The following is a 21,260-nucleotide window of genomic DNA, read 5'->3' as shown; positions in this document are numbered from 1 at the left end:
TCTACTGAGCCGGGATCGCGGATGCGGTGGCCGGTATGTCGATGCCGTACAGCTCGGCGGCGTTGCGCCAACACAACCTGTCACGCTGTTCGGCGCTGTAGGAGCTGGGCACCGACAGCTCGTTGAGCTGCCAGTGCGGGTAACTGGAGCCGTACATGACCATGTCGTCCTTGCCGGTGAAACCCGCCCACTCACCGGCGAAGTCGACGTCGCCGGGACCGTCCAGGCTGCCCTGCACGAAGAACACGTGGCCGGGCAGGTAGTCGCTCGGCATCTTCGGCGCCCACGGGGTCTGCTCCAGGTGGGGCCGGCCGAAGCAGTCCATCCGCCACATGAACGGCGTCAGCATGTCGGCCGCTCCGTCGGCCCAGACGAACTTGAGGTCCGGGAGACGCTCGAACACGCCCTCGGCGATCATGTTCATCTGGTGGTACAGGAAGTTGAGCGCCGTGAACCCCAGGAACTGCTCGTAGGTTCGCGTCAACCCGTTCGGTGTGGGCGGCAGCATCACGCCCGACCCGACCTCGAAGTGCACGGCCACGGGCAGATTCGCGTCCACCGCGGCCTCCCACAGCGGCCAGAACTGCGGCTTGCCGTACAGCTCGCGCGATTGCAGCGGGATGCCGATCTGCACCACCCGCGGGTGGCTCCGGTACTTCTCGATCTCGCGGAGTGCGCCGGTGACGTCGTCGGGATTCACGCGGATGGTGCCGCGAAACCGCTCGCCGAATTCGGAGTGGTCCAACCAGCGGGTCACCAGCATCTCGTTGTGGCCGGCGGCGATCGCCGTGCCGAGGTGGCGGTCGGGCATGATGCCGCGGGTCATCGGGTGCAGGACCGCGACGTCCACGCCGCGATCGTCGAACAGGTGCCCGGCGACGATCGCAGGATCAGAGCCCGGGTATTCACGGTCCGGTCCCTCCGTGCCCTTGGCGTATTCCCCGCCCGGTGCGCCGTACCAGTCCATCTCGTAGTCCGGGAAGCCGCGGCTGGAGAACGGTTCGCGCATGAACGTCTTGCGTAGTTCCTTCGTCGATTGACAGAAGACGTGCACGCTGGCGTCGATGACGGGGGTCGTGACGACGTTCCCGTCTCCGTCGGTCAGTTCCTTCACCGAGACTCGTCCTCCGATGGTCCGCTCAGGGGTGCGACGACGGTGGTGTGGGTGGGCCGCGCGCAGGCACCACCGACGTCGGTCATGTCCCCAGTGTAGATCGAAGTTCTTCTTTAGCAAGAACAATGTTCTCGCGGCGGCGCGAACGCGTCTGTGCTGGTGAGCCTGTCTGCTGGTCAGTCGCGCAGCGTGCTCGCGCCAGAACGCCATGCGTGCTTCGAGAGAACGTCGGCGACACAACGTGAGAATGATATTCTCGCTCCAACCACTGGTCGATCGTCGGGAGGCGGCTGAATGCTACTGGAGTTCGACGCTGATCAGCGCCTTTGGCAGGAGACGGTCCGCGACGCGGTCGGCAAGCAGTGTCCTGCCTCGTTCGTCCGCAACGTCGCCGAGGACGGAACCGACCCGACTCCGCTCTGGAAGTCCTACGTCGACGCCGGGTGGACCGAGCTGACCGACACCGAGAACGCCGTCGAACTGGCGATCGTGCTCGAGGAACTCGGCCGCGCCACCGACCCGACGCCGTTCCTCGCCACGCTCACCCAGTTCGCACCGCTCGTCGGCGACCGCTTCGACCCGCAGGGGTCCGGCAGTGCCGTGTACTCGGGGATCAGCGCCTACCGCGACGCCGACGGATGGGTACTCAGCGGCACCGACCGCTTCGTCCTCGACGGTGACCGCGCCGATCGGTTCGCGGTCGTCACCGACGCGGGTGTGTTCCTCGTCGGCGCCGATGCGGTGACGACGCGGCGAGCGGCGACGTTCGATCCCGTACTGCACGTCGCGGAGGTGTCGCTCGCGGGCGCCCACGTCGCCGACTCCGACCGGCTCGAGGTGGACACCGAGCGCGCGCGCCACATCGCGCTGCTGGGCATCTCGATCACGATGGTGGGTGCGTGCCAACGCATCCTCGACCTGGCGCTCGAGCACGCCAAGAGCCGCTACCAGTTCGGCGTGCCGATCGGCTCCTTCCAGGCCATCCAGCACAAGGCCGTCGACATGCACGTCGCCATCGAGCGGGCCCGCGCCCTCTCCTACTTCTCGGCCCTCACCATCGCCGCGGACGATCCGCGCCGGCGGCTGGCGGCCGCGATGGCCAAGGCGTCCGCGGGGGAGTGTCAGGCACTCGTCTTCCGGCACGGCCTGCAGACCTTCGGGGCCATGGGATTCACGTGGGAGAACGACCTGCAGTTCGCACTCAAGCGGGCGAAGGCCGGAGAACTGATGCTCGGCGGCGCCGCAGAGCACCGCGCGATGATTGCGGAGGAGTTCGATGCAACTCTCATTTGATTCCGACGTCGACGAGTTCCGTGCGGAGTTCTCCGCGTTCCTCGACGACCACCTGCCGTCGGCCGCCGAGACCCTCGAGCGGCCGCGCTCGGTGTCCCACATGCCGCAGTGGGCGAGGGACTGGCAGCGACTGCTGTTCGACAACGGCTGGCTACTCCCCGCGCAGCCGCCGGAGTTCGGCGGTCGCAACGCGTCGGTGCTGCAGCAGTACGTGCACCTCGAGGAACTCTGTACCCGCCGGATCTACCACAGCTTCAATCCGCAGGGCGTGAACATCGTTGCGGCATCGTTGATCACGTTCGGCAGCGACGAGCAGAAGCACGAGTGGGCGGTGCCCGTGCTGCGCGGTGAGCGCACGGCGTCGCTCGGCATGAGTGAGCCGAGCGCAGGCTCCGACCTGGCGTCGCTGCGGACCAAGGCCGTACGCGACGGCGACGACTTCGTGGTCAACGGTCAGAAAGTGTGGACCTCCGGTGCCCACGACGCGGACTGGTTGCTGACCTTCGTGCGGACCGACCCGGATGCGCCCAAGCACAAGGGAATCAGCGCGCTCATCATCCCGACCGACCTGCCCGGTGTGGTGTGCCGCCCGTTCGCCGACCTCTGCGGCGAGGAGAACACCGACTTCAACGAGGTGTTCTTCAGTGACGTCCGGGTGCCCGCGGCGAACCTCGTCGGTCCGCTCAACGGCGGTTGGAAGGTCATCAACGGGTCGCTCGGCCACGAGCGCACCATGATGTGGCTCGGGTTCGCCGACCGGATTGCGAACTCGATCGCCGACTTCCGGCCCTCCAACGCGCTCGAGCGCGACGAGTTCGCCAGCACGATCATGGACTACCAGGCGCTGCGTCTACTCGGCTCGGTCGGCCTGGCGCAGGCGTCGCGTGGCGAGGTCGACGTGGCCGCGGTGTCCATCCCCAAGCTGCTCGGGGCCGAGGCCGAGATGCGCGCCGCGGCAAACGCTCTCACGGGCGCAGGGCCCGACGGGCTCATCCACCCGTCGACGTCGGGCCCGTATGCCCACATGAACCTCGATCACTACTTCGCCAGCTGGTTCGAGCGGTATGCCCGCAGCTTCTCCGGCACCATCGCCGGCGGCACGTCGGAGATCCAGCGCAACATCATCGCCCAGCAGGTCCTGGGTCTGCCCCGCGGCTGAGCAGGTCCTTCCGCGAGCGTGCGTGTTTGCGGGCGACACGCCGGTCCGGAACGGGAGTTCGCGCACGCTCGCGCAGGTTCGGACCAGCGGACAAGTGCCGGCGGCCCGTGCGAAGGCGGCGTTCTCGCCGACCGTCGCCCTCGGCTGAGGGCCGCGCTGGGACGCTTCATCAACTTATGACGCGGCGGGGCGACACACCGCCTCGCCGCTGGATCTGCGCACTGCGTCGTCGTCCAGGCGACCCCGCCGACCGACCGCCCGCGAGCGTGCGCAAAGTCGGTTTTCCCGGCGGCGTGTCGCCCGCAGACACGCACGCTCGCCGGACAAAAAGCCCGCTACCAGTCGATGACGACGGCGTCCTTGTGCTCGGTGATGGGCCGCGCGGACTGCTGCTCGTCGACGACCCGCTGCAGGCGCTGGAGCGTCTCGTCCAGACCCGGACCGAGACGCTTGCCGGGTGTGAAGTCGGCGGGCAGGTGCTTCATGCCCTGGATGACGCCGATGGTCTCGTAGTGCTCGGTGCCCGCGGGGTCGCACACGTAGTCCGGCATGCGGTCCAAGACGGCGGTGAGCATCGCCTTGAAGACGGTGCGCGCCACGTTCGACCCGACGCAGCGATGCACGCCGATGCCGAAGCTGAAGTGCCGGTTGCCCTTTCGGTCCAGGATGATCTCGTTGGGATCGTCGAAGACCGACGGATCACGGTTGGCCATGGCCCAGGAGATCCAGAGCCGCTCGCCTTCCTTGAAGCGGTGGCCCTCGACTTCGACGTCCTCGGCGAACGTCCGTCCGTCACCGGGGGCAGGCGTGTAGAAGCGTAGGAACTCCTCGGTGGCGGGGTTCAGCAGGGTGTCGCGTTCGCGGCTGAGCAGTTCGCGCTTGTCCGGGTTCTCCGACAGCCACTCCAGCGAATGCGCGGTGAGGGCGGTCGTGGTGTCGAAACCGCCACCGATGATCAGCCCGAGGTTGCCGACGATCTCGAGATCGGGAGCGGGCTCTCCATCGATGCGCAGTTGCAGAAGTGCATTGATCAGGCCCGGGCGCGGGTTCTCCTTCATCGCGAACATGGTGGTGAGCATGTCGATGCCCATCTGTCTGCTCATCTCGGCGACCCGCGCCGCGTCGGGCGAGTGCTCGGGGGTGGACACCGAGAGGTGCGCGGGCTCGCTGTAGACCGGCCACTTCTCGAGTTCGATCCCCATCATCGCCAGCGTCAGAACTGCGGGCACGATGTTGGCGAGGTCGTCGACGAAGTCGATGTGACCGGACTCGATCTTCTCGTCCAGTGAGGCGCGGACGACCTCGTCGACGAACGGCTGCCACCGCTTGATCGCCGCGGGGGAGAGGTACGGGTTGAGCGCACCGCGGTAGGTGCTGTGCTCGGGCTCGTCCATCTCCAGGATGCCACCGCGCACGACCGTGGCCCGCTGTGCCTTGGGGATCGTGATGCCCTGATACGGCGTTTCGCCGGTGAGGTCGTGGTGATTGGAGACCACGGGACAGCGCGCCAGTTCGAAGACGTGCTTGCTGTCCGCGGCGACCCAGTGCCCGTCGTACGTATCGGACCAGGCGACCGGGCACTTCGCCTGCATCTCTTCGGTGATCTTGCCGAACTGTTCGCGGTACTCCGGGGTGTGCCGGTCGAAGTGGTACGTGTTGATCTTGCGGTCGTCGTCGATGCTCACGGCCGTGGCTCCTAGTGGTTCAAGGTCATTCGATGACGATGGCCTGCTCGGGGCAGGAGTGGACGGCTTCGGTGACCTGAGACTCCTGATCGGCCGGCACCTCCTCGGAAACCGGTGAGGCATGACCGTCGACGTCGTCGAGTTCGAACGAGTCGGGCGCGATCATCGCGCACAGGGTGTGGCCCTGGCAACGCGTCCCGTCAACCGAAACCTTCACTGTCGCACTCCTTGTCGATCGAGAGGGTCAGTTGTGGTAGTCGTACCACTTGAGATAGCCGCCTGCGTCGATCCGCAGTTGCGCCCCGGTGACGAACCGCGCCTCGTCGGAGGCCAGCCACAGCACGGCGTTGCTGATGTCCTCGGGCTCGACCCACGGAACCTTCATGGCCTGCTGGACGTAGAAGACGGGCTCGGCGTCCTTGAGTTCCGGCTTCTCGAGGTCGGGTCGGAACGACCGGTACATCGGCTCGCTGCGGAGCATGTCGGTGTTGCAGTTCGTCGGGTGCACGACGTTGGCCCGGATGCCGCGCGGCGACAGTTCGGTCGCGAGATCGTGGACGAAGTTCGAGAGCGCGCGCTTGGAGTGCACGTACGCCATGCCACCGGGATCGTTGCCCGGGTTGTCCTTCTTGCTGGTGTCCATCAGTGCCGCAGTCGATCCCGTGGCGATGATCGACGCGCCTTCCTTCAGGTGGGGCAGGGCGACCTGGATGGCGTTTATGGTGCCGATCAGGTTGGTGTTGATGACGTCGATCCACGCCTGCAGCGGCGGCTGACCCTTCATGCCCGCGACACCGGCCTGGGCGACGACGATGTCGAGCCCGCCGAGCTGGGCCATGCCCTCCTCGAGCGCCTGCCTGAGCTGAGAGGCCTCCCGGACGTCGGCCTTCGCCGTGTAGACGCGTTGACCGGTCTTCTCGATGAACGCCGCGGTCTCGTCGAGATCCTCCTGCGTTGCCATCGCGTAACCGATCGAGTCGACGTTCTCGCAGATGTCGACGGCGATGATGTCGGCGCCCTCTTCGGCCAAACGGACCGCATGGCTGCGGCCCTGACCGCGTGCGGCGCCGGTGACGAATGCGACCTTGCCTGATACGCGTCCCACTGGTTGTCCCTTCATTGCGCAATCGGTGGTGTGAGGGTGGAGACGGCTCAGGTGTTGCGCCCGCCGTTGACCCCGAGGATCTGGCCCGTGATGTAGCCGGCCTCCTCGGAGATGAGGAAGGCGCACGCCGCGGCGATGTCCTCGGGCCTGCCGATGCGCCGGACCGGGGTGGCGGCGATGGTCTGCTCGATGTCGCCGAGGAAGCCCTTGTCCGCGGCCGCCCGCAGCATCGGGGTGTCGATGAAACCGGGTGGCACGGCGTTGACCGTGATGCCGCTGGGTCCGTACTCGAGCGCCAGCGTCTTGGTGAGGCCGTTCACGGCCGACTTCGCGGCCACGTACGGCGCCATGTAGGGCGCGCCCGAGTGCGTGCTCGACGAGGAGATGTTCACGATCCGGCCCCAGCCGGCCTCGAGCATGTCGGGCAGCACGGCCTGGATGCAGTGAAAGACGCCGTGAAGGTTGACGTCGATGACGCGCAGCCAGCGCTCGAAGGACACGTCCTGGAACTTCTTGAAGCTGTCCAGGCCGGCGGCGTTCACCAGAATCGACACGGGACCGAGCTGCGCGCGAATTCCCGTCAGCGCTTCGTCGATTGCGGCCCGATCGGTGACGTCGGCGACGAAACTGAATTCGGTGTCCGACGCGGTGAGGTCCAGGATCGCCACGTTGTACCCGTCGGCGCGCAGCCGGTTGGCGATGGCCTGGCCGATTCCCGAACCGCCGCCCGTGACGACGGCGTTCTTCACGCGGCCGCCTTGGTGCACAGTGTCGCCTCGTCCATCAAGAATCTCCCTTTCGATTATGAGAACCGTACTCTCGAAGTCGACGGAACCGCAAGATCGAACGCCCCCCGTCGCGTTGCCTGTCGTATGCCGACCGGCCTCTCCGGCAAGCTGACTAGGTCATCTAGTCATTGTTGTGTTCTCACCGGGCGAATGTAAGATTCGCCGTCGATGAGAATGAAATTTCCATCACAGTGCGAACAGCGCGCCAGAACCCATAGCCAGGAGGCTGGATGTCCCAGACGCCGACCATCTCCGAAGGCGAATCCGCGCCGTCCGTCGAGCACGCGTCGCAGCGCCGGATGCTGATCGACGGCGAGCTGGTCGGGGCCACGGACGTCTTCGCGTCCCGCAACCCCGCGACCGGCGACGTCCTCGGATACGCCCCGGACGGCACCGTGGCAGACGCCGAGCGGGCCATCGCCGCCGCACGCCGCGCATTCGACGCCGGCGACTGGGCCACCGACGTGGCGTTCCGGGTGCGCTGCCTCGAGCAGTTCCACGCCGCACTCGTCGAGCACCGCGACGAGCTGGCGGCGCTCACCACCGCCGAGGTCGGCGCGACGCCGGCGCTGACCCAGGGCGCCCAACTCGACCAGCCGATCGCGATCGTCGAGTACTACGCCGACCTGCTGCGCGACTACCCGCTGACCGAGGACCTCGGGAACATCGAGAGCCGTGGCATGCAGCACCACCGCTGGGTCGAGAAGGAAGCCGGCGGCGTGGTGGCGGCCATCATCGCCTACAACTACCCGAATCAGCTGGCGCTGGCCAAGCTGGCACCGGCGCTCGCCGCCGGGTGCACCGTCGTGCTCAAGGGTGCACCGGACACACCCCTCATCACCCTGCGGCTCGGCGAGCTGATCGCCGAACACACCGACATTCCGGCGGGCGTCGTCAACGTGCTCAGCTCGTCGGATCCGGACGTCGGCGCCGTGTTGACGACGAGTCCGGACGTCGACATGGTGACCTTCACCGGATCGACGCCCACCGGTCGGCGCATCATGGCCGCCGCGAGCGACACGTTGAAGAAGGTGTTCCTCGAACTCGGCGGCAAGTCGGCGGCGATCGTGCTCGACGACGCGGACTTCGGCACCGCCGCGATGTTCTCGGCGTTCAGCATGGTGACCCACGCCGGTCAGGGCTGCGCGCTGACGTCTCGCCTGCTGGTCCCGCGCGCGCATCACGACGAGATCGTCGAGATGGTGAAGACGAACTTCTCCCACGTGCGCTACGGCGATCCGACCGACCCCAAGACCTACATGGGTCCGCTGATCAGCGAGAAGCAGCGCGACAAGGTCGACGCCATGGTGCGGCGCGCCGTCGAGGCGGGTGCGACCCTGGTGACCGGCGGAGAGAAGAAGGATCCGGGCTACTTCTACACGCCCACCCTGCTGACCGACGTCGACCCCGACAGCGAGATCGCGCAGGAGGAGGTCTTCGGACCGGTCCTCGTGGTCATCGCCTACGAGGACGACGACGACGCCGTGCGGATCGCGAACAACTCGATCTACGGTCTCTCGGGCGCGGTGTTCGGTGACCAGGAGCGTGCGTTGGGCGTGGCGCGCCGCATCCGCACGGGGACCTTCTCCATCAACGGCGGCAACTACTTCAGTCCCGACAGCCCGTTCGGCGGGTTCAAGCAGTCGGGCATCGGCCGCGAGATGGGTGCAGCCGGGCTCGAGGAGTTCCTGGAGTCGAAGACATTCGCGACGGTGGTCGGCTGATGAGCGCTCGTGCGGAGAGGGGATGGCGCTAGTGGCCGGGCCGCTGGACGGCATCCGCGTCCTCGAGGTCGCGATGTACGGGTTCGTCCCGTCGGCGGGCGCCGTGCTCGCCGAGTGGGGCGCCGAGGTCATCAAGGTCGAGCACGCCGTCACCGGGGACCCGCAGCGTGGGCTGCGTCAGACCGGGCCGTTGCGGGTCGAAGGCGATCCCAACCCGAACATCGAGCACGCGAACCGGGGCAAGCGGAGCATCGGTCTGGACGTGTCGAAGCCCGAGGGTCTCGAGGTGCTGCTGGAACTCGCGCGTAAGGCCGACGTCTTCCTGACCAGCTTCCTGCCCGGGCATCGCACGCGGTTCGGCATCGACGTCGACGACATCCGAGCCGTGAACCCGACGATCGTCTACGCCAGGGGCAGCGCGCTCGGGCCGCGCGGTGCGGAGTCGACCAAGGGCGGGTACGACATGACCGCCTTCTGGTGTCGCGCGGGCACCGCCGCCACGATCACCCCGCCCGGTATCGAGGGCATGATCGGCCCGCCCGGACCGGCCTACGGCGACACCATCTCCGGCACCAACCTCGCCGGTGGCATCGCCGCGGCCCTTCTCAAGCGGGAGCGCACCGGCGAACCGTCCGTGGTCGACGTGTCGCTGCTCGGCAGCGGCCTGTGGGCCATGGGCCACACCGTGGCGCTGACGTCCCACCTCGATCAGCTGATGGTTCAGCCGCCGCCGGGGGTGCACGGCTCGCCGATCAACCCGCTGGTCGGCGTGTACCGCACCAAGGACGACCGCTACATCTCCCTGGTGATGATGCAGCCGACGAAGTTCTGGGCCGACGTCTGCAGGCACGTCGACCGCGAGGACCTCGTCGACGATCCACGGTTCGGCACCGCCGAGAGCATCGCCGAGCACACGGCGGAGGCCGTGGAGATCCTGCGCGAGGTCATCGCGACTCGCACGCTGCCCGAATGGACCGAGAGGTTCGCAACGCTGGCGGGGCCGTGGGCTCCGGTGCAGGACACGCTGCAGGCCGCCCAGGATCCGCAGATCAGGGCGAACGAGTACATCGTCAGCACCGGTGAACTGGAGCTGGTGGCCAACCCGGTGCAGTTCGACGTCGGTGCTCCCAGCACCGGGCCGGCACCCGGATTCGCCGAGCAGACCGACGAAATACTCGTCGAACTCGGGCTGGACTGGGACCGGATCATCGAACTCAAGACGGCCGGCGCCGTCACCTGAGCGGCCGAGGGAGCGAAGACACCACGATGCCGATCGACGCGGCGAGCGGCGCACGGCCACCGGCCGGGCGTTCGACGGCGTGCGCCGCCGTGCGGGTGCCGTTACACGAAGCGGTCGGGGTGTATGGGCGTCGTGGAGCGGTCGGTTCCACGGTTTCGGTTGCCGTTCGGGCCGCGACCGTGGCGAACTCGAACCGGGTCCCGCCCGCCGCAGGGGCTCGACCCACGCCGGTCCGTGACGTCCGGCGGGCGACCGGGCGCACCGTGCGCGTCGTCGGACCCGTCCCCGGCGCGGACGTCGCCGCTCCCGCCGCCGGCAGGTCACGCGGGCCGGACGGACGGCTCGGCCCGGTGAGATCGCCTGTCGGGCAGATCATCCCGAGAACATGGGACAGCGCGCCGCCCCGCACGTCGACCGCCGCCGAGGCCGGATGCGCCGGTTGTCGCATGGGTGCCGACGCCACCCGCGACACGTCCGCAGGGGTGATGCGTGCCGACGCGCGTCGAAGCGGCCAGGCCGGATCCGGGCATGCCCGAGACCACCTCGGCGACCGATACCGTCAGTCTCGGAAAGTGTTTGCCACGAAACCCGGTTCCGGATTTCCCGTCAAAGGCCACCCGCGGGGTGGCATTGATGTGACACAGTGCGTCGAGTCGTTCCACCCGCTCCGGAGAAGCACCGTCCACAAGCCCGACGGTCAGCCAAATGCTCTGGCGCACAACCCGGACGGTCCGATCGCGGTATCGACGACGACGAATGAGAAGGGATCCCGTTCGCATGGCGGTTAAGGGACCGGAGCGGTGGTCGCCGGGCATCTCGCTGCCGAAGGGCCTCGGGGCGCCCATGCAGGCCGTGGGTGGGCTGTTCTCGATGGGCGTGGACGCATTCCGGTTCGTGTTCGTCCGGCCGTTCCAGTGGCGGGAGTTCCTGGAGCAGTCGTGGTTCGTCGCGCGCGTGTCGCTGGCGCCGACACTGCTGGTCGCGATCCCGTTCACCGTGCTGGTGAGCTTCATCCTCAACATCCTGCTGCGCGAACTCGGTGCGGCTGACCTGTCCGGCGCGGGTGCGGCGTTCGGCGCCGTGACCCAGGTCGGGCCGTTGGTCACCGTGCTCATCGTGGCCGGTGCGGGGGCGACGGCGATGTGTGCCGACCTCGGCTCGCGGACCATCCGCGAGGAGATCGACGCGATGGAGGTGCTGGGCATCAACCCGGTGCAGCGTCTGGTCACCCCGCGGATGCTGGCCTCGGGCCTGGTGGCGTTCCTGCTCAACAGCCTGGTGGTCATCATCGGGATCCTGGGCGGCTACTTCTTCTCCGTGTTCGTCCAGGACGTCAACCCCGGAGCGTTCGCGGCCGGCATCACACTGCTGACCGGTGTGCCCGAGGTGATCATCTCCTGCATCAAGGCCGCCCTGTTCGGGCTGTTCGCCGGACTGATCGCGTGCTACCGCGGCCTCACGATCACCGGCGGCGGCGCCAAGGCGGTCGGCAACGCGGTCAACGAGACCGTCGTGTTCGCGTTCATGGCGCTGTTCGTGATCAACGTCGTCGTCACCGCCATCGGCATCCAGTTGACGGCGAAGTAGGGGGTGCGCTGATGGGCACCATGCAGGTGGTTCGCAGCCGCTTCCCGCGTGCCGCGCGAACCGCACGGCGTCCGGTGGACGTGCTGGGCCGCATCGGCGACCAGACCCTGTTCTTCGGTCGTGCGCTCGCCGGCACCCCCTACGCCGCGGCGCACTTCCGCAAGGAGATCGTGCGGCTGATCGCGGAGATCTCCATGGGTGCGGGGGTGCTGGCGATGATCGGCGGCACCCTGGTGATCGTCGGCTTCCTGACCCTCGCCACCGGCGGCACGCTCGCGGTGCAGGGCTACTCGAGCCTGGGCGACATCGGCATCGAGGCCCTCACGGGATTCCTCGCGGCGTTCATCAACGTGCGCATCGCCGCGCCGGTGGTCGCCGGCATCGGCCTGGCCGCCACGTTCGGCGCCGGCGTGACCGCACAGCTGGGCGCGATGCGGATCAACGAGGAGATCGACGCACTGGAGTCGATGGGGATCCCACCGGTGCAGTACCTGGTCTCCACCCGCATCGTCGCCGGGATGATCGCCATCACCCCGCTCTACTCGATCGCGGTGATCCTGTCGTTCCTGGCGTCCCGCTTCACCACGGTGATGCTGTTCGGGCAGTCCGGTGGGCTCTACGACCACTACTTCAACACCTTCCTCAACCCGATCGACCTGCTGTGGTCGTTCCTGCAGGCGATCCTCATGGCGGTGTCGATCCTGCTGATCCACACCTTCTACGGCTACTTCGCCACCGGCGGCCCCTCGGGAGTCGGTGTCGCAGTGGGCAATGCGGTGCGCACCAGCCTCATCGTCGTCGTCTCGGTCACCCTTCTGGTCTCGTTGGCCGTCTACGGTTCCAACGGCAACTTCAACCTGTCCGGATAGGAGGAGCGGGTCGATGTCCAACTCAGCGGTTCGGCCGCTCGCCGGTCTCGTGACCGTCGTGGTGCTCGCCGGCATCGTGTTCTTCTCGATCGGGCTGTTCCGAGGCGGATTCGGCACCACGGTGCCGGTCACCGTCGTCTCCGAACGTGCCGGCCTGGTGATGAACCCCGAGGCGAAGGTCAAGATGCGGGGCGTCCAGGTCGGCCAGGTCGAGTCGATCGAGAACCGGCCGGACGGCACGGCGGTCCTCAAACTGGCCATGGATCCCGAACAGCTCAAGGACATTCCGGGCAACGTGACGGTCGACATCGCGTCGTCGACCGTGTTCGGCGCCAAGTCCGTCGAACTGGTGGCGCCGCCCGATCCCTCGTCGGTCCCCTTGGCGAGCGGTCAGCAACTCGGCGTGCAACGCGTCACCGTCGAGACGAACACCCTGTTCCAGCAGCTCACCTCGGTGCTCAAGGCCGTCGACCCGGTGAAGCTCAACGAGACCCTCGGTGCACTCTCGGGTGCGCTCAAGGGCCGCGGCGAGAAGCTGGGCCAGACGGTGACCGACTTCTCGGCGCTGCTCGACAAGCTGAATCCCAGCCTGGGCAACATCAATCGTGACCTCGAGGTCGTGCCGGTCGCCATCAGCGGCTACGCCGACACCGCCCCCGAACTGCTCAACGTGCTCGACAGCACCACGAAGGTCGGCGACACCCTGGTCGACCAGGAGCAGAACCTCGACGGATTCCTGGTCAGTGCAATCGGTTTGGCCGACGTCGGCAACGACGTCGTGGGGGAGAGCCGGCAGCCGCTCACCGACCTGCTGCGCATGCTGGTGCCGACGCTGTCGACCGCGAGCCAGTACCAGGAGAACCTCCGCTGTGGCATCCAGGGCCTGATCCCGTTCCTCTACACCCCGGCGCTCGACCGACCCGGTGTCGACGTGACCGCGAACTTCACCCTCGGCGTCGAGCGTTACCGCTATCCGCAGGACCTGCCCAAGGTGGCCGCGAAGAGCGGACCGTCCTGCAAGGACCAGATGCTGCCGATCGTGCCGAGCAACAAGCGCCCGCCGTTCCTGGTCGCCGACGTCGGCGCCAACCCGTGGAGTTACGGGAACCAGGGCGTGCTGCTGAACTCCGATGGGCTGAAGCAGGCGCTGTTCGGTGACATCGACGGGCCGCCCCGCAACACCGCGCAGATCGGGCAGCCCGGATGAGCGGCTCGGTGCGCATGATGCTCAAGTTCGGTGCCTTCGCCGTCGTCATGTGCGTGCTGACCGTGTTCCTGTTCTTCACCTTCGGGCAGTATCGGACCGGATCGACGAACGACTACTCCGCGGTGTTCACGAACGCGTCGCGGCTGGCGGTGGGCGACACCGTGCGGGTGGCGGGCATCCGGGTGGGCACCGTGACCGACGTGTCACTGCAGTCCGATCGCAACGTGCTGGTCGGCTTCGACGCCGACGAGAAGGTGAAGCTGACGAGCGGCACCCAGGCGGCGATCCGCTACCTCAACCTCACCGGCGACCGCTACCTCGACTTGATCGACGGGCCCGGTTCCACGATGCTGCTTCCGGCCGGTGCTCAGATCCCGGTCGACCGTACGCAGCCGGCGCTCGACCTCGACCTGCTCCTCAGCGGTCTCAAACCCGTCATCCAGGGGCTCAACCCGCAGGACGTGAACGCGCTGAGCGCGTCGCTGGTGCAGGTGTTCCAGGGGCAGGAGGGCACGCTCGACTCCCTGCTCTCACGCACCTCGTCGTTCTCGAACACGTTGGCGGACAACAACGAGACGGTCCAGCAGCTCATCGACAACCTCAACGCGACGCTGGCCACGATCTCCAAGGACGGCGACCAGTTCTCCGGCGCGATCGATCGGCTCGAGAAGCTCATCTCCGGCCTGTCGACGGACAGGGACCCGATCGCCACCGCGATCACCTCACTCGACAACGGCACCGCCTCGCTGGCGGACCTGCTGACGCAGGCGAGGCCGCCGCTCGCCGGCACGGTCGACGAACTCAACCGTCTGGCACCCAATCTGGAGAGCGGGAAGGGATATCTCGACGGCGCGCTGATGCGGGCTCCCGGTAACTACCGCAAGCTCGCCCGCATCGGTTCCTACGGCGCCTTCGTGCAGTACTACATCTGCGAACTCTCGATCAGGGTGACCGACCTGCAGGGCAGGGCCTCGTTCTTCCCCTTCATCAAGCAGGAAAACGGAAGGTGCGCTGAGCCGTAATGCTCAAATACCGCGGAGCGAAACTGGCGCGCGCCGGCTTCATGGGCGTCGTCCTCGCCATCCTCGTCATCGCCGTCGGCCTGCAGCCGGAGCGGCTGATGTCCTACGCGACGTCACTGCAGTACCGGGCGCTGTTCGCCGAGGCAGGCGGGATCGGCGTCGGCAACGACGTCACCCTGTCCGGCATCAAGATCGGATCGGTGACCGACGTGACGCTGGACGACGGCGAGGCGCTGGTCGCCTTCACCGTCGCCAGCAAGTACCCGCTCGGAGCCGAGACCACCGCGCAGATCAAGACGGGGACGCTGCTCGGCGAGCGCGTACTCACCCTCGAGTCCGCGGGCAGCGGGTCGCTCAGCCGCACCGAGACCATCCCCGTGGCGCGAACGTCGTCGCCCTACTCGCTCAGCGATGCGGTCGGTGAACTGACGAACAACACCGCGGGCACCGACACCGCCGCGCTGAACCAATCGCTGGACACCCTGTCGACGACGCTCGATCAGATCTCCCCACGCCTCGGTCCGACCTTCGACGGATTGTCCCGACTGTCGCAGGCGCTCAACAGCCGTGACGGCAACCTCGGCGAACTGCTCAAGACCGCGGCGAGCGTCACCGGCATCCTGTCCGAGCGCAGCGCGCAGGTGAACAGCCTCATCCTCAACGCCAACGACCTCCTGGCGATCCTGGTGGAGCGCCGCCAGGCCATCGTCGACCTGCTGGCCAACACCTCGGCGGTGTCCAAGCAGCTCGTCGGTCTGGTGAAGGACAACGAGGCGGAACTCGCCCCGACCCTCGAACGGCTCAACAAGGTCAACGAGGTCCTGGTGCGCAACCGCGACAACCTGGCCAAGGCGATCCCCGGCGCCGCGAAGTACCAGACCATCCTCGGTGAGGCCGTCTCGAGCGGCTTCTACTACACCGCCTACGTGCCGAACTTCCAGCCCGCGCAGCTGCTGCAGCCGTTCCTCGATTACGCGTTCGGCTTCCGTCGCGGTGCCTTCGGTGCCGGCGTGCCGCCCACCACGCCGGAGACGGGGCCGCGTGCAGAAGTCCCGTTGCCCTACAACGCCATTCCGGGAGGTTCGCGGTGATGGCGACGTCCCGGAGCTGGCTGAAGCCGGCCGTGGCGACCATGCTGGTGGTCGCGCTCGTCGCCGGCGGGTTTCTCGTCCTGCGGGCGATGTTGTTCGCGCCCACGACGATCACCGCGTACTTTCCGGCCGCCACGGCGATCTATCCGGGTGACGACGTCCGCATCTCGGGCGTCCGGGTCGGCACCATCGACTCCATCGACCCCGAGGGCACGCAGACGAGGCTGACCCTGTCGGTGGACCACGGCGTACCCGTGCCTGCCGACGCCAAGGCGATCATCGTGGCGCAGAACCTCGTCGCCGCGCGCTACGTTCAGCTCACCCCCGCGTACCGCACGACCACGGGCGGCCCCGAGATCGCCGATGGCGCCGTCATCCCGATGGATCGCACGGGGGTGCCCGTCGAGTGGGACGAGGTCAAGGAACAGCTCGAGCGGCTCGCCACCGACCTCGCGCCCACCGGGGACACGTCGACGAGTTCGGTGGGGCGGTTCATCGACAGCGCGGCGAACTCGCTGGCGGGCAACGGGGACAAGCTCCGCCGAACGCTCGCCGAGCTGTCCGGCGTGGGCCGCGTGCTGGCCGAGGGCAGTGGCGACTTCGTCGGCATCATCAAGAACCTGCAGATCTTCGTGACCGCCCTACGGGACAGCAACGAGCAGATCGTGTCGTTCAACGATCGGCTCGCAACGCTGTCGAGCGTGCTCGACGGAAGCCGGTCCGACCTCGACGCGGCCCTGACCGACCTGTCGGTCGCGATCGGAGAGGTGAAGCGCTTCGTGGTCGACACCCGCAGCCAGACCGTCGAGCAGCTCGAGGGACTGCGCCAGGTCTCCCAGACCCTCGTGGACGTCAAGACCGATCTCGAACAGGTTCTGCACGTGGCGCCGAACTCCTTCGCAAACGGCTACAACATCTACGACCCCGACACCGGAACCCCGCGCGGCGGCTTCTCGATCCCCAACCTCGCCAGCCCCATGCAGTTCGTCTGCGGCATGATCGGCGCGACCCAGAACACGACCGCGCCCGAGACGGCCAAGCTGTGTCAGCAGTACCTGGGCCCCGCCCTGCGGTTGCTCAACCTGAACTACATCCCGGTGCCGCTCAACCCGTACCTCGCGAAGTCGGCCAGCCCGGAGAACATCGTGTACGCCGATCCCAAGCTCGCTCCCGGTGGTGCGGGTGGTGAGCCCAGGGTGCCCGAGAACCCACCGGAGATCTCGGCCTACACCGGACTCGACGGCGACGTGCCGCCGCCGCCGGGAATGGGACCGCCTCCGCCAGGCCCGTTCTCGGCACCGGACCGGCCGAACATCGCGCCGTTCCCCGCGCTGTACCCGGGAGCGCCGGTGCCGACGGACCCTCCTCGCATCGGACCTCCAGTCGCGCCACCCGCATCGGGGACGCCGCCAGCCGACCCCGGGCTGCCCGACCTGATGCTCCCCGCCGAGCCGCCACCGGCCGGTCCCGTTCCGGGACCGCTGCTACCCGCCGAGGGGACGCCACCATCATGATGAGCGGAGCACCGATGCGTCGTCCTCGAGGAGCGCTGACCCGACTGCTCGCGGTGGGTACCGCCGTGGCGGTCTCCGCGTCGGGGTGTGCGTTCCAGGGCATCAACTCACTGCCGTTGCCGGGTGCCGTCGGCCGCGGCCCGGACGCGGTGACCTATCACGTCCAGATCGCGAACGTCGCCACGCTGGAGTCGAATTCGCCGGTCCTCATGAACGACGTGGTGGTGGGCAGCGTCGGCAGGATGGACGTGCAGGACTGGCACGCGAACGTGGAGATCTCGGTCAAGCCCGACGTCGTGGTCCCCGCCAACGCGGTGGCCAGCGTGGGTCAGACCAGCCTCCTCGGATCCATGCACCTGGCCCTCAACCCGCCGCTCGGTCAAGCGCCCGAGGGCGCCCTGCCGCCCGGTTCCACCATCGGACTCAACGAGTCGTCCACCTACCCGACGACCGAGGAGACGCTGTCGTCGCTGTCGGTGGTCGTCAACGCCGGCGGTCTGGGCCAGATCGGTGACGTCGTCCACACCTTCAACCAGGCGTTGTCCGGCCGCGAGGAGGACTGGCGCAACCTCCTCACCCGCCTCGACGAGTTCATCGGCGTCCTCGATCAGCAGCGCCAGAGCCTGGTGGCCACCATCGAGGGACTCAACCGCGTGGCATCCAACTTCGCCGACCGGCGCGACGTCATCGACCGTGCACTGCAACGCATTCCGCGGGCGCTCGAAGTGCTGGACCGGGAACGCCCGCAGCTGACGACGGCGCTCACCAAACTCGGCCAGTTCAGCGACGTCGCAACCCGGCTCGTCAACGACTCCGGAGACGACCTGGTGAAGAATCTGAAGAATCTCCAGCCGACCATCAAAGCCCTCGCCGACGTCGGACCCGACCTCGACGCGAGCCTCGCGTATGCCACGGTCTTCCCCTACGGCCAGAACCTGATCGACCGCGCGGTGCGCGGCGACTTCATCAACCTCTTCGCGACGGTCGACATCTCCGGGCCGCGATTGCGCAAGTCGATCTTCCTCGGATCACGTGCCGGCCAGGAGGGCCGCGACCTGGTTCCGCTCCCGGGCGAACCGTTCTTCCAGCGGTACACCTTCGATCCGCTGGGCCGGCCGCTGGCCCCTCAGCCGCCAGGTGGCCCATTGTCCGCGCTGCCCGGCAACCCGCCGACCGCCGGACTGACCGCGGACCCGCCCGGCGCGGACCGGAGCCTGCCGGGTCCGGGGTCGCTGCCTCAGGCCCCGCCGCCACCGCCCATCACCGGACCGGTGCTGCCGGTCGTCCCGCAGCAGAACGCGGACGGGGCGCTGGTCGACAGTCCACCGCCGCCGGCCGGAGGCGGACCGATCTTCGCCGGTCCGTACGGGGGAGGTAGCTGATGCTGACGAGATTCATCAAGGTGCAGCTGGCGATCTTCACCGTCGTGTCGATCATCGGCGTGACGTGGATGGCGTTCACCTACGTGCAGCTGCCGACCCTGCTGGGCATCGGGCGTTACGAGGTGACGCTGAAGCTGCCGAGTTCCGGTGGCCTCTACCGGTTCAGCAACGTCACCTACCGTGGTGTGGAGATCGGCAAGGTCACCGACCTCAAGCTCACGGAAACCGGTGCGGTGGCGACGTTGTCGATCGCCACGTCGCCGAAGGTGCCCGCCGACCTGGAGGCTCAGGTCCGAAGCGTGTCGGCGGTCGGCGAGCAGTACGTCGACCTGCGGCCGCGCACCGACTCGGGCCCGTTCCTCGGGAGCGGCTCGGTCATCGAGGGAGGGAACGTCTCGCTGCCGCCCGCGGTCGGGCCGGTGCTCGACAAGGTCAGCAGGCTCGTCGGCACCTTCCCCTCGGATCGTCTGAGCGACCTGCTCGACGAGACCTACAAGGGCTTCGACGGGGCGGCATTCGACTTCGGCTCCCTGCTGGACTCCGGCGCCACCCTCAGTTCGGAACTCGAGGGTGTCGCGGATCAGACCAAGGCGCTCGCCGACGACAGCCGTCCGCTGCTCGAAGGCCAGGCCGCGACGTCCGACTCCATCCGGACGTGGGCCCGGAGCCTCTCCGGCTTCACCGAGCAACTCGCCGCGAACGACCCGCAGGTCCGCACGGTGTTGCAGACGTTCCCGGGATTCTCCGACGAGGTGTCGAGCTTCCTGACCCAGCTCAAGCCGACCCTGCCCGTCCTGCTGGGCAATCTGGGCACGGTCAGCGAGATCCTGATGACGTACAACGCATCGCTCGAGCAGCTGCTGGTGCTCCTGCCGCCGTACTTCGCCCAGCAGCAGTCGTATTCGTCGGGCTCGGATTCGACCGGTGGCGCCCGAGGTGACTTCGCGGCAACCGTCAGCGATCCACCCGCGTGCACGGTGGGCTTCCTGCCCCCGTCGTCCTGGCGGTCGCCTGCCGACGAATCGGACATCGACACCCCGGACGACATCTACTGCAAGCTGCCTCAGGACTCGCCGATCTCGGTACGCGGCGCCCGCAACTTCCCGTGCATCAGGAAGCCCGGGAAGCGCGCGCCGACCGTGCAGATCTGCAACAGCGACAAGCCGTTCCAGCCCCTGGCGATGCGCCAGCACGCGACGGGTCCCGCCCCCTTCGATCCGAGTCTCGTCGCGCAGGGCATCCCGATCGACGACCGGGCCACCCTCGGCGACGACATCTACGCGCCCGTGGAGGGCACCCCGCTGCCGCCGGGAGCGGTTCCGTCGGGAACGCCGCCGGGCCCCGTGCCGCTCGGGACGCCCGTGTCGCCGCTGGAGGCGCCGATCGCGACGGCGATCGCGCCGCCGCCCCCCGAGGGCAACTCGCTGAACGGTCAGCCCATCGCGCCCCTCGGCCCACCGCCGGGACCGGCTCCCGACGTGGCCCCCGCGCAGCCCGTGTTGCCGGCCGCCCAGCCCGTGGCGCCGGCGCCCCCGAGCGAGATCGTCGCCCCGCCGGCCGACGGCGGCGCGATACCCGCCGCACCCAGCGCATTCGGGACGCGGGGGAGCGGCAAGGGTCCCAGTGTCGCGTTCGCGCAGTACAACCCGCGAACGGGCGAGTACGTGGGATCTGACGGGAAGTTGTACAGGGTGACGAACCTGGTGGCGGACAAGCCGCTGGTCACCTCGTGGAAGGACCTGCTGCTGCACTGAGACCAGCCCGGGCGTCCCGTCGAGGACGGGGCGCCCGGAGTTCGGTTGCCGCTCAGGCGATCTTGCTGATCTTCACCGGCAGGTTGAGCACGAGGGACTTGTTGCGGCCGCAGTTTCCGCTCTCGCCGGTCGTCTGGTCTTCGCCGACCCACAGGTCGGAGATCCGCTTCGACAGACCCTCATCGGTAGACGGGTAGAACCGGTACACCTGGAGACCCGGCGCCCGGGTGCCGTCCGGGCACGGAATCCAATCCGGCACATAGTGCTTCACGTACCACATGTTCCCGGTGCCGGTGTACACGTTCTCCGTCCACCCCAGGCTGCTGGTCACGGTGCCGGAGCACGTGATGGCCGACGTGCACGTCGTCGAGACGTCCCAGGTGCTTCGGACCGTGGGCTCGTCCTGGTACCGATCGTTCATCCGGGCCCACTCGCCGTTCGACACGACGGAGTAGGTGCCGTTCATGGCGTATTGCTCGTACTCGGCCGCCGCCTGTGGCGCGCAGGGCATTCCGAGCGTGGCACCCAGGGTCACCGTGCCGGCGAGCGCCCGGAATCGGCCCACGATCTGCTCCTCGGTTCGGCTGGCCGGCGGCAATGCCGTTCTCGAGTCGAAGAATAACACTTCGGCACCGGTCGGCGGACGGGTTCGGACGGCTGACGCAGGCGGTCCGCTCGTTCATCTTCTCGGATCCGGAGAATTTCGCTCTCCGTTGTGCGACAGTG

The 21,260-nt window shown here is 67.9% G+C and carries 18 protein-coding genes; 12 read left to right on the top strand and 6 right to left on the bottom strand.

The window, feature by feature from the left end:
* Window position 1: 1 nt before the first annotated feature.
* Window positions 2-1,114, bottom strand: coding sequence for an amidohydrolase family protein (locus tag G6N64_RS24990; protein ID WP_246230794.1), 1,113 nt, complete (start codon window positions 1,112-1,114; stop codon window positions 2-4).
* A 294-nt stretch (window positions 1,115-1,408) separates the two neighbouring features.
* On the opposite strand from G6N64_RS24990, the gene G6N64_RS24985 reads away from it, so the two are divergent.
* Together G6N64_RS24985 and G6N64_RS24980 are read left to right on the top strand one after the other, a co-directional pair.
* On the top strand, window positions 1,409-2,407 hold the full coding sequence (locus G6N64_RS24985) for an acyl-CoA dehydrogenase family protein (RefSeq protein ID WP_163800502.1): 999 nt from the start codon (window positions 1,409-1,411) through the stop codon (window positions 2,405-2,407).
* Window positions 2,391-3,566 carry an acyl-CoA dehydrogenase family protein gene (locus G6N64_RS24980; protein WP_163800501.1) on the top strand — a complete coding sequence of 392 codons (1,176 nt, stop codon included), beginning with the start codon at window positions 2,391-2,393 and terminating at the stop codon, window positions 3,564-3,566. Before G6N64_RS24985 ends, G6N64_RS24980 begins: the two co-directional genes overlap by 17 nt.
* Before the next feature lie 335 nt (window positions 3,567-3,901).
* On the opposite strand, the gene G6N64_RS24975 is transcribed toward G6N64_RS24980, so the two are convergent.
* From G6N64_RS24975 to G6N64_RS24960, 4 genes are read right to left on the bottom strand one after another with little or no spacing between them, the layout of a single operon-like run.
* A complete protein-coding gene (locus G6N64_RS24975; RefSeq protein ID WP_174266728.1) occupies window positions 3,902-5,251 on the bottom strand; it encodes a cytochrome P450 in 1,350 nt (449 codons plus the stop codon).
* A 25-nt stretch (window positions 5,252-5,276) separates the two neighbouring features.
* Window positions 5,277-5,468, bottom strand: a complete 192-nt coding sequence (locus tag G6N64_RS24970) for a ferredoxin (protein ID WP_163800499.1) — start codon at window positions 5,466-5,468, stop codon at window positions 5,277-5,279.
* A 27-nt stretch (window positions 5,469-5,495) separates the two neighbouring features.
* A complete protein-coding gene (locus tag G6N64_RS24965; protein ID WP_163800498.1) occupies window positions 5,496-6,356 on the bottom strand; it encodes a mycofactocin-coupled SDR family oxidoreductase in 861 nt (286 codons plus the stop codon).
* 47 nt (window positions 6,357-6,403) lie between these two features.
* On the bottom strand, window positions 6,404-7,105 hold the full coding sequence (locus tag G6N64_RS24960) for an SDR family NAD(P)-dependent oxidoreductase (RefSeq protein ID WP_163800497.1): 702 nt from the start codon (window positions 7,103-7,105) through the stop codon (window positions 6,404-6,406).
* A 269-nt stretch (window positions 7,106-7,374) separates the two neighbouring features.
* Between G6N64_RS24960 and G6N64_RS24955 the strand changes: the two genes are divergently transcribed.
* The 10 genes from G6N64_RS24955 (at window position 7,375) to G6N64_RS24910 (ending at window position 20,534) form a co-directional block, all read left to right on the top strand.
* Window positions 7,375-8,868, top strand: a complete 1,494-nt coding sequence (locus G6N64_RS24955) for an aldehyde dehydrogenase family protein (RefSeq protein ID WP_163800496.1) — start codon at window positions 7,375-7,377, stop codon at window positions 8,866-8,868.
* Between the two features lie 22 nt (window positions 8,869-8,890).
* The gene (locus tag G6N64_RS24950) at window positions 8,891-10,108 is read left to right on the top strand and encodes a CaiB/BaiF CoA transferase family protein (RefSeq protein WP_163800495.1); all 1,218 of its coding nucleotides are present in this window, start codon (window positions 8,891-8,893) and stop codon (window positions 10,106-10,108) included.
* Window positions 10,109-10,885: 777 nt separating this feature from the next.
* Window positions 10,886-11,695 carry an MlaE family ABC transporter permease gene (locus tag G6N64_RS24945; protein WP_163800494.1) on the top strand — a complete coding sequence of 270 codons (810 nt, stop codon included), beginning with the start codon at window positions 10,886-10,888 and terminating at the stop codon, window positions 11,693-11,695.
* Window positions 11,696-11,706: 11 nt separating this feature from the next.
* Window positions 11,707-12,564, top strand: coding sequence for an MlaE family ABC transporter permease (locus tag G6N64_RS24940; RefSeq protein ID WP_163800493.1), 858 nt, complete (start codon window positions 11,707-11,709; stop codon window positions 12,562-12,564).
* A 13-nt stretch (window positions 12,565-12,577) separates the two neighbouring features.
* Window positions 12,578-13,771: an MCE family protein gene (locus G6N64_RS24935; RefSeq protein ID WP_163800492.1), complete on the top strand. Its 1,194-nt coding sequence runs from the start codon at window positions 12,578-12,580 to the stop codon at window positions 13,769-13,771.
* Window positions 13,768-14,793 carry an MCE family protein gene (locus G6N64_RS24930; protein ID WP_163800491.1) on the top strand — a complete coding sequence of 342 codons (1,026 nt, stop codon included), beginning with the start codon at window positions 13,768-13,770 and terminating at the stop codon, window positions 14,791-14,793. The genes G6N64_RS24935 and G6N64_RS24930 overlap by 4 nt, the downstream gene beginning before the upstream one ends.
* On the top strand, window positions 14,793-15,884 hold the full coding sequence (locus tag G6N64_RS24925) for an MCE family protein (protein ID WP_163800490.1): 1,092 nt from the start codon (window positions 14,793-14,795) through the stop codon (window positions 15,882-15,884). Before G6N64_RS24930 ends, G6N64_RS24925 begins: the two co-directional genes overlap by 1 nt.
* The gene (locus tag G6N64_RS24920) at window positions 15,884-17,398 is read left to right on the top strand and encodes an MCE family protein (RefSeq protein ID WP_163800489.1); all 1,515 of its coding nucleotides are present in this window, start codon (window positions 15,884-15,886) and stop codon (window positions 17,396-17,398) included. The genes G6N64_RS24925 and G6N64_RS24920 overlap by 1 nt, the downstream gene beginning before the upstream one ends.
* A gap of 14 nt (window positions 17,399-17,412) precedes the next feature.
* The gene (locus G6N64_RS24915) at window positions 17,413-18,780 is read left to right on the top strand and encodes an MCE family protein (RefSeq protein ID WP_163800488.1); all 1,368 of its coding nucleotides are present in this window, start codon (window positions 17,413-17,415) and stop codon (window positions 18,778-18,780) included.
* The gene (locus G6N64_RS24910) at window positions 18,780-20,534 is read left to right on the top strand and encodes an MCE family protein (RefSeq protein WP_163800487.1); all 1,755 of its coding nucleotides are present in this window, start codon (window positions 18,780-18,782) and stop codon (window positions 20,532-20,534) included. Before G6N64_RS24915 ends, G6N64_RS24910 begins: the two co-directional genes overlap by 1 nt.
* A gap of 52 nt (window positions 20,535-20,586) precedes the next feature.
* Here the strand turns inward: G6N64_RS24910 and G6N64_RS24905 are convergent, their stop codons facing one another.
* Window positions 20,587-21,099, bottom strand: a complete 513-nt coding sequence (locus G6N64_RS24905; protein ID WP_246230793.1) for an Rv2253/PknI dimerization domain-containing protein — start codon at window positions 21,097-21,099, stop codon at window positions 20,587-20,589.
* Between the last annotated feature and the right edge of the window lie 161 nt (window positions 21,100-21,260).

This window comes from Mycolicibacterium sediminis (genome assembly GCF_010731735.1).
In the GTDB taxonomy this organism is placed as follows: Bacteria; Actinomycetota; Actinomycetes; order Mycobacteriales; family Mycobacteriaceae; genus Mycobacterium; species Mycobacterium sediminis.
The sequence above is the reverse complement of the archived record's forward strand: the minus strand, read 5'-3'. Positions and strand labels throughout refer to the sequence as shown.

Bases quoted from the DNA above. Each gene is read 5' to 3' on its own strand.
- G6N64_RS24930 (WP_163800491.1), top strand. From the start codon at position 13,768: ATGAGCGGCTCGGTGCGCATGATGCTCAAGTTCGGTGCCTTCGCCGTC.
- G6N64_RS24940 (WP_163800493.1), top strand. From the start codon at position 11,707: ATGGGCACCATGCAGGTGGTTCGCAGCCGCTTCCCGCGTGCCGCGCGA.
- G6N64_RS24945 (WP_163800494.1), top strand. From the start codon at position 10,886: ATGGCGGTTAAGGGACCGGAGCGGTGGTCGCCGGGCATCTCGCTGCCG.
- G6N64_RS24935 (WP_163800492.1), top strand. From the start codon at position 12,578: ATGTCCAACTCAGCGGTTCGGCCGCTCGCCGGTCTCGTGACCGTCGTG.
- G6N64_RS24925 (WP_163800490.1), top strand. From the start codon at position 14,793: ATGCTCAAATACCGCGGAGCGAAACTGGCGCGCGCCGGCTTCATGGGC.
- G6N64_RS24920 (WP_163800489.1), top strand. From the start codon at position 15,884: ATGGCGACGTCCCGGAGCTGGCTGAAGCCGGCCGTGGCGACCATGCTG.
- G6N64_RS24910 (WP_163800487.1), top strand. From the start codon at position 18,780: ATGCTGACGAGATTCATCAAGGTGCAGCTGGCGATCTTCACCGTCGTG.
- G6N64_RS24915 (WP_163800488.1), top strand. From the start codon at position 17,413: ATGCGTCGTCCTCGAGGAGCGCTGACCCGACTGCTCGCGGTGGGTACC.
- G6N64_RS24950 (WP_163800495.1), top strand. From the start codon at position 8,891: ATGGCGCTAGTGGCCGGGCCGCTGGACGGCATCCGCGTCCTCGAGGTC.
- G6N64_RS24980 (WP_163800501.1), top strand. From the start codon at position 2,391: ATGCAACTCTCATTTGATTCCGACGTCGACGAGTTCCGTGCGGAGTTC.
- G6N64_RS24985 (WP_163800502.1), top strand. From the start codon at position 1,409: ATGCTACTGGAGTTCGACGCTGATCAGCGCCTTTGGCAGGAGACGGTC.
- G6N64_RS24955 (WP_163800496.1), top strand. From the start codon at position 7,375: ATGTCCCAGACGCCGACCATCTCCGAAGGCGAATCCGCGCCGTCCGTC.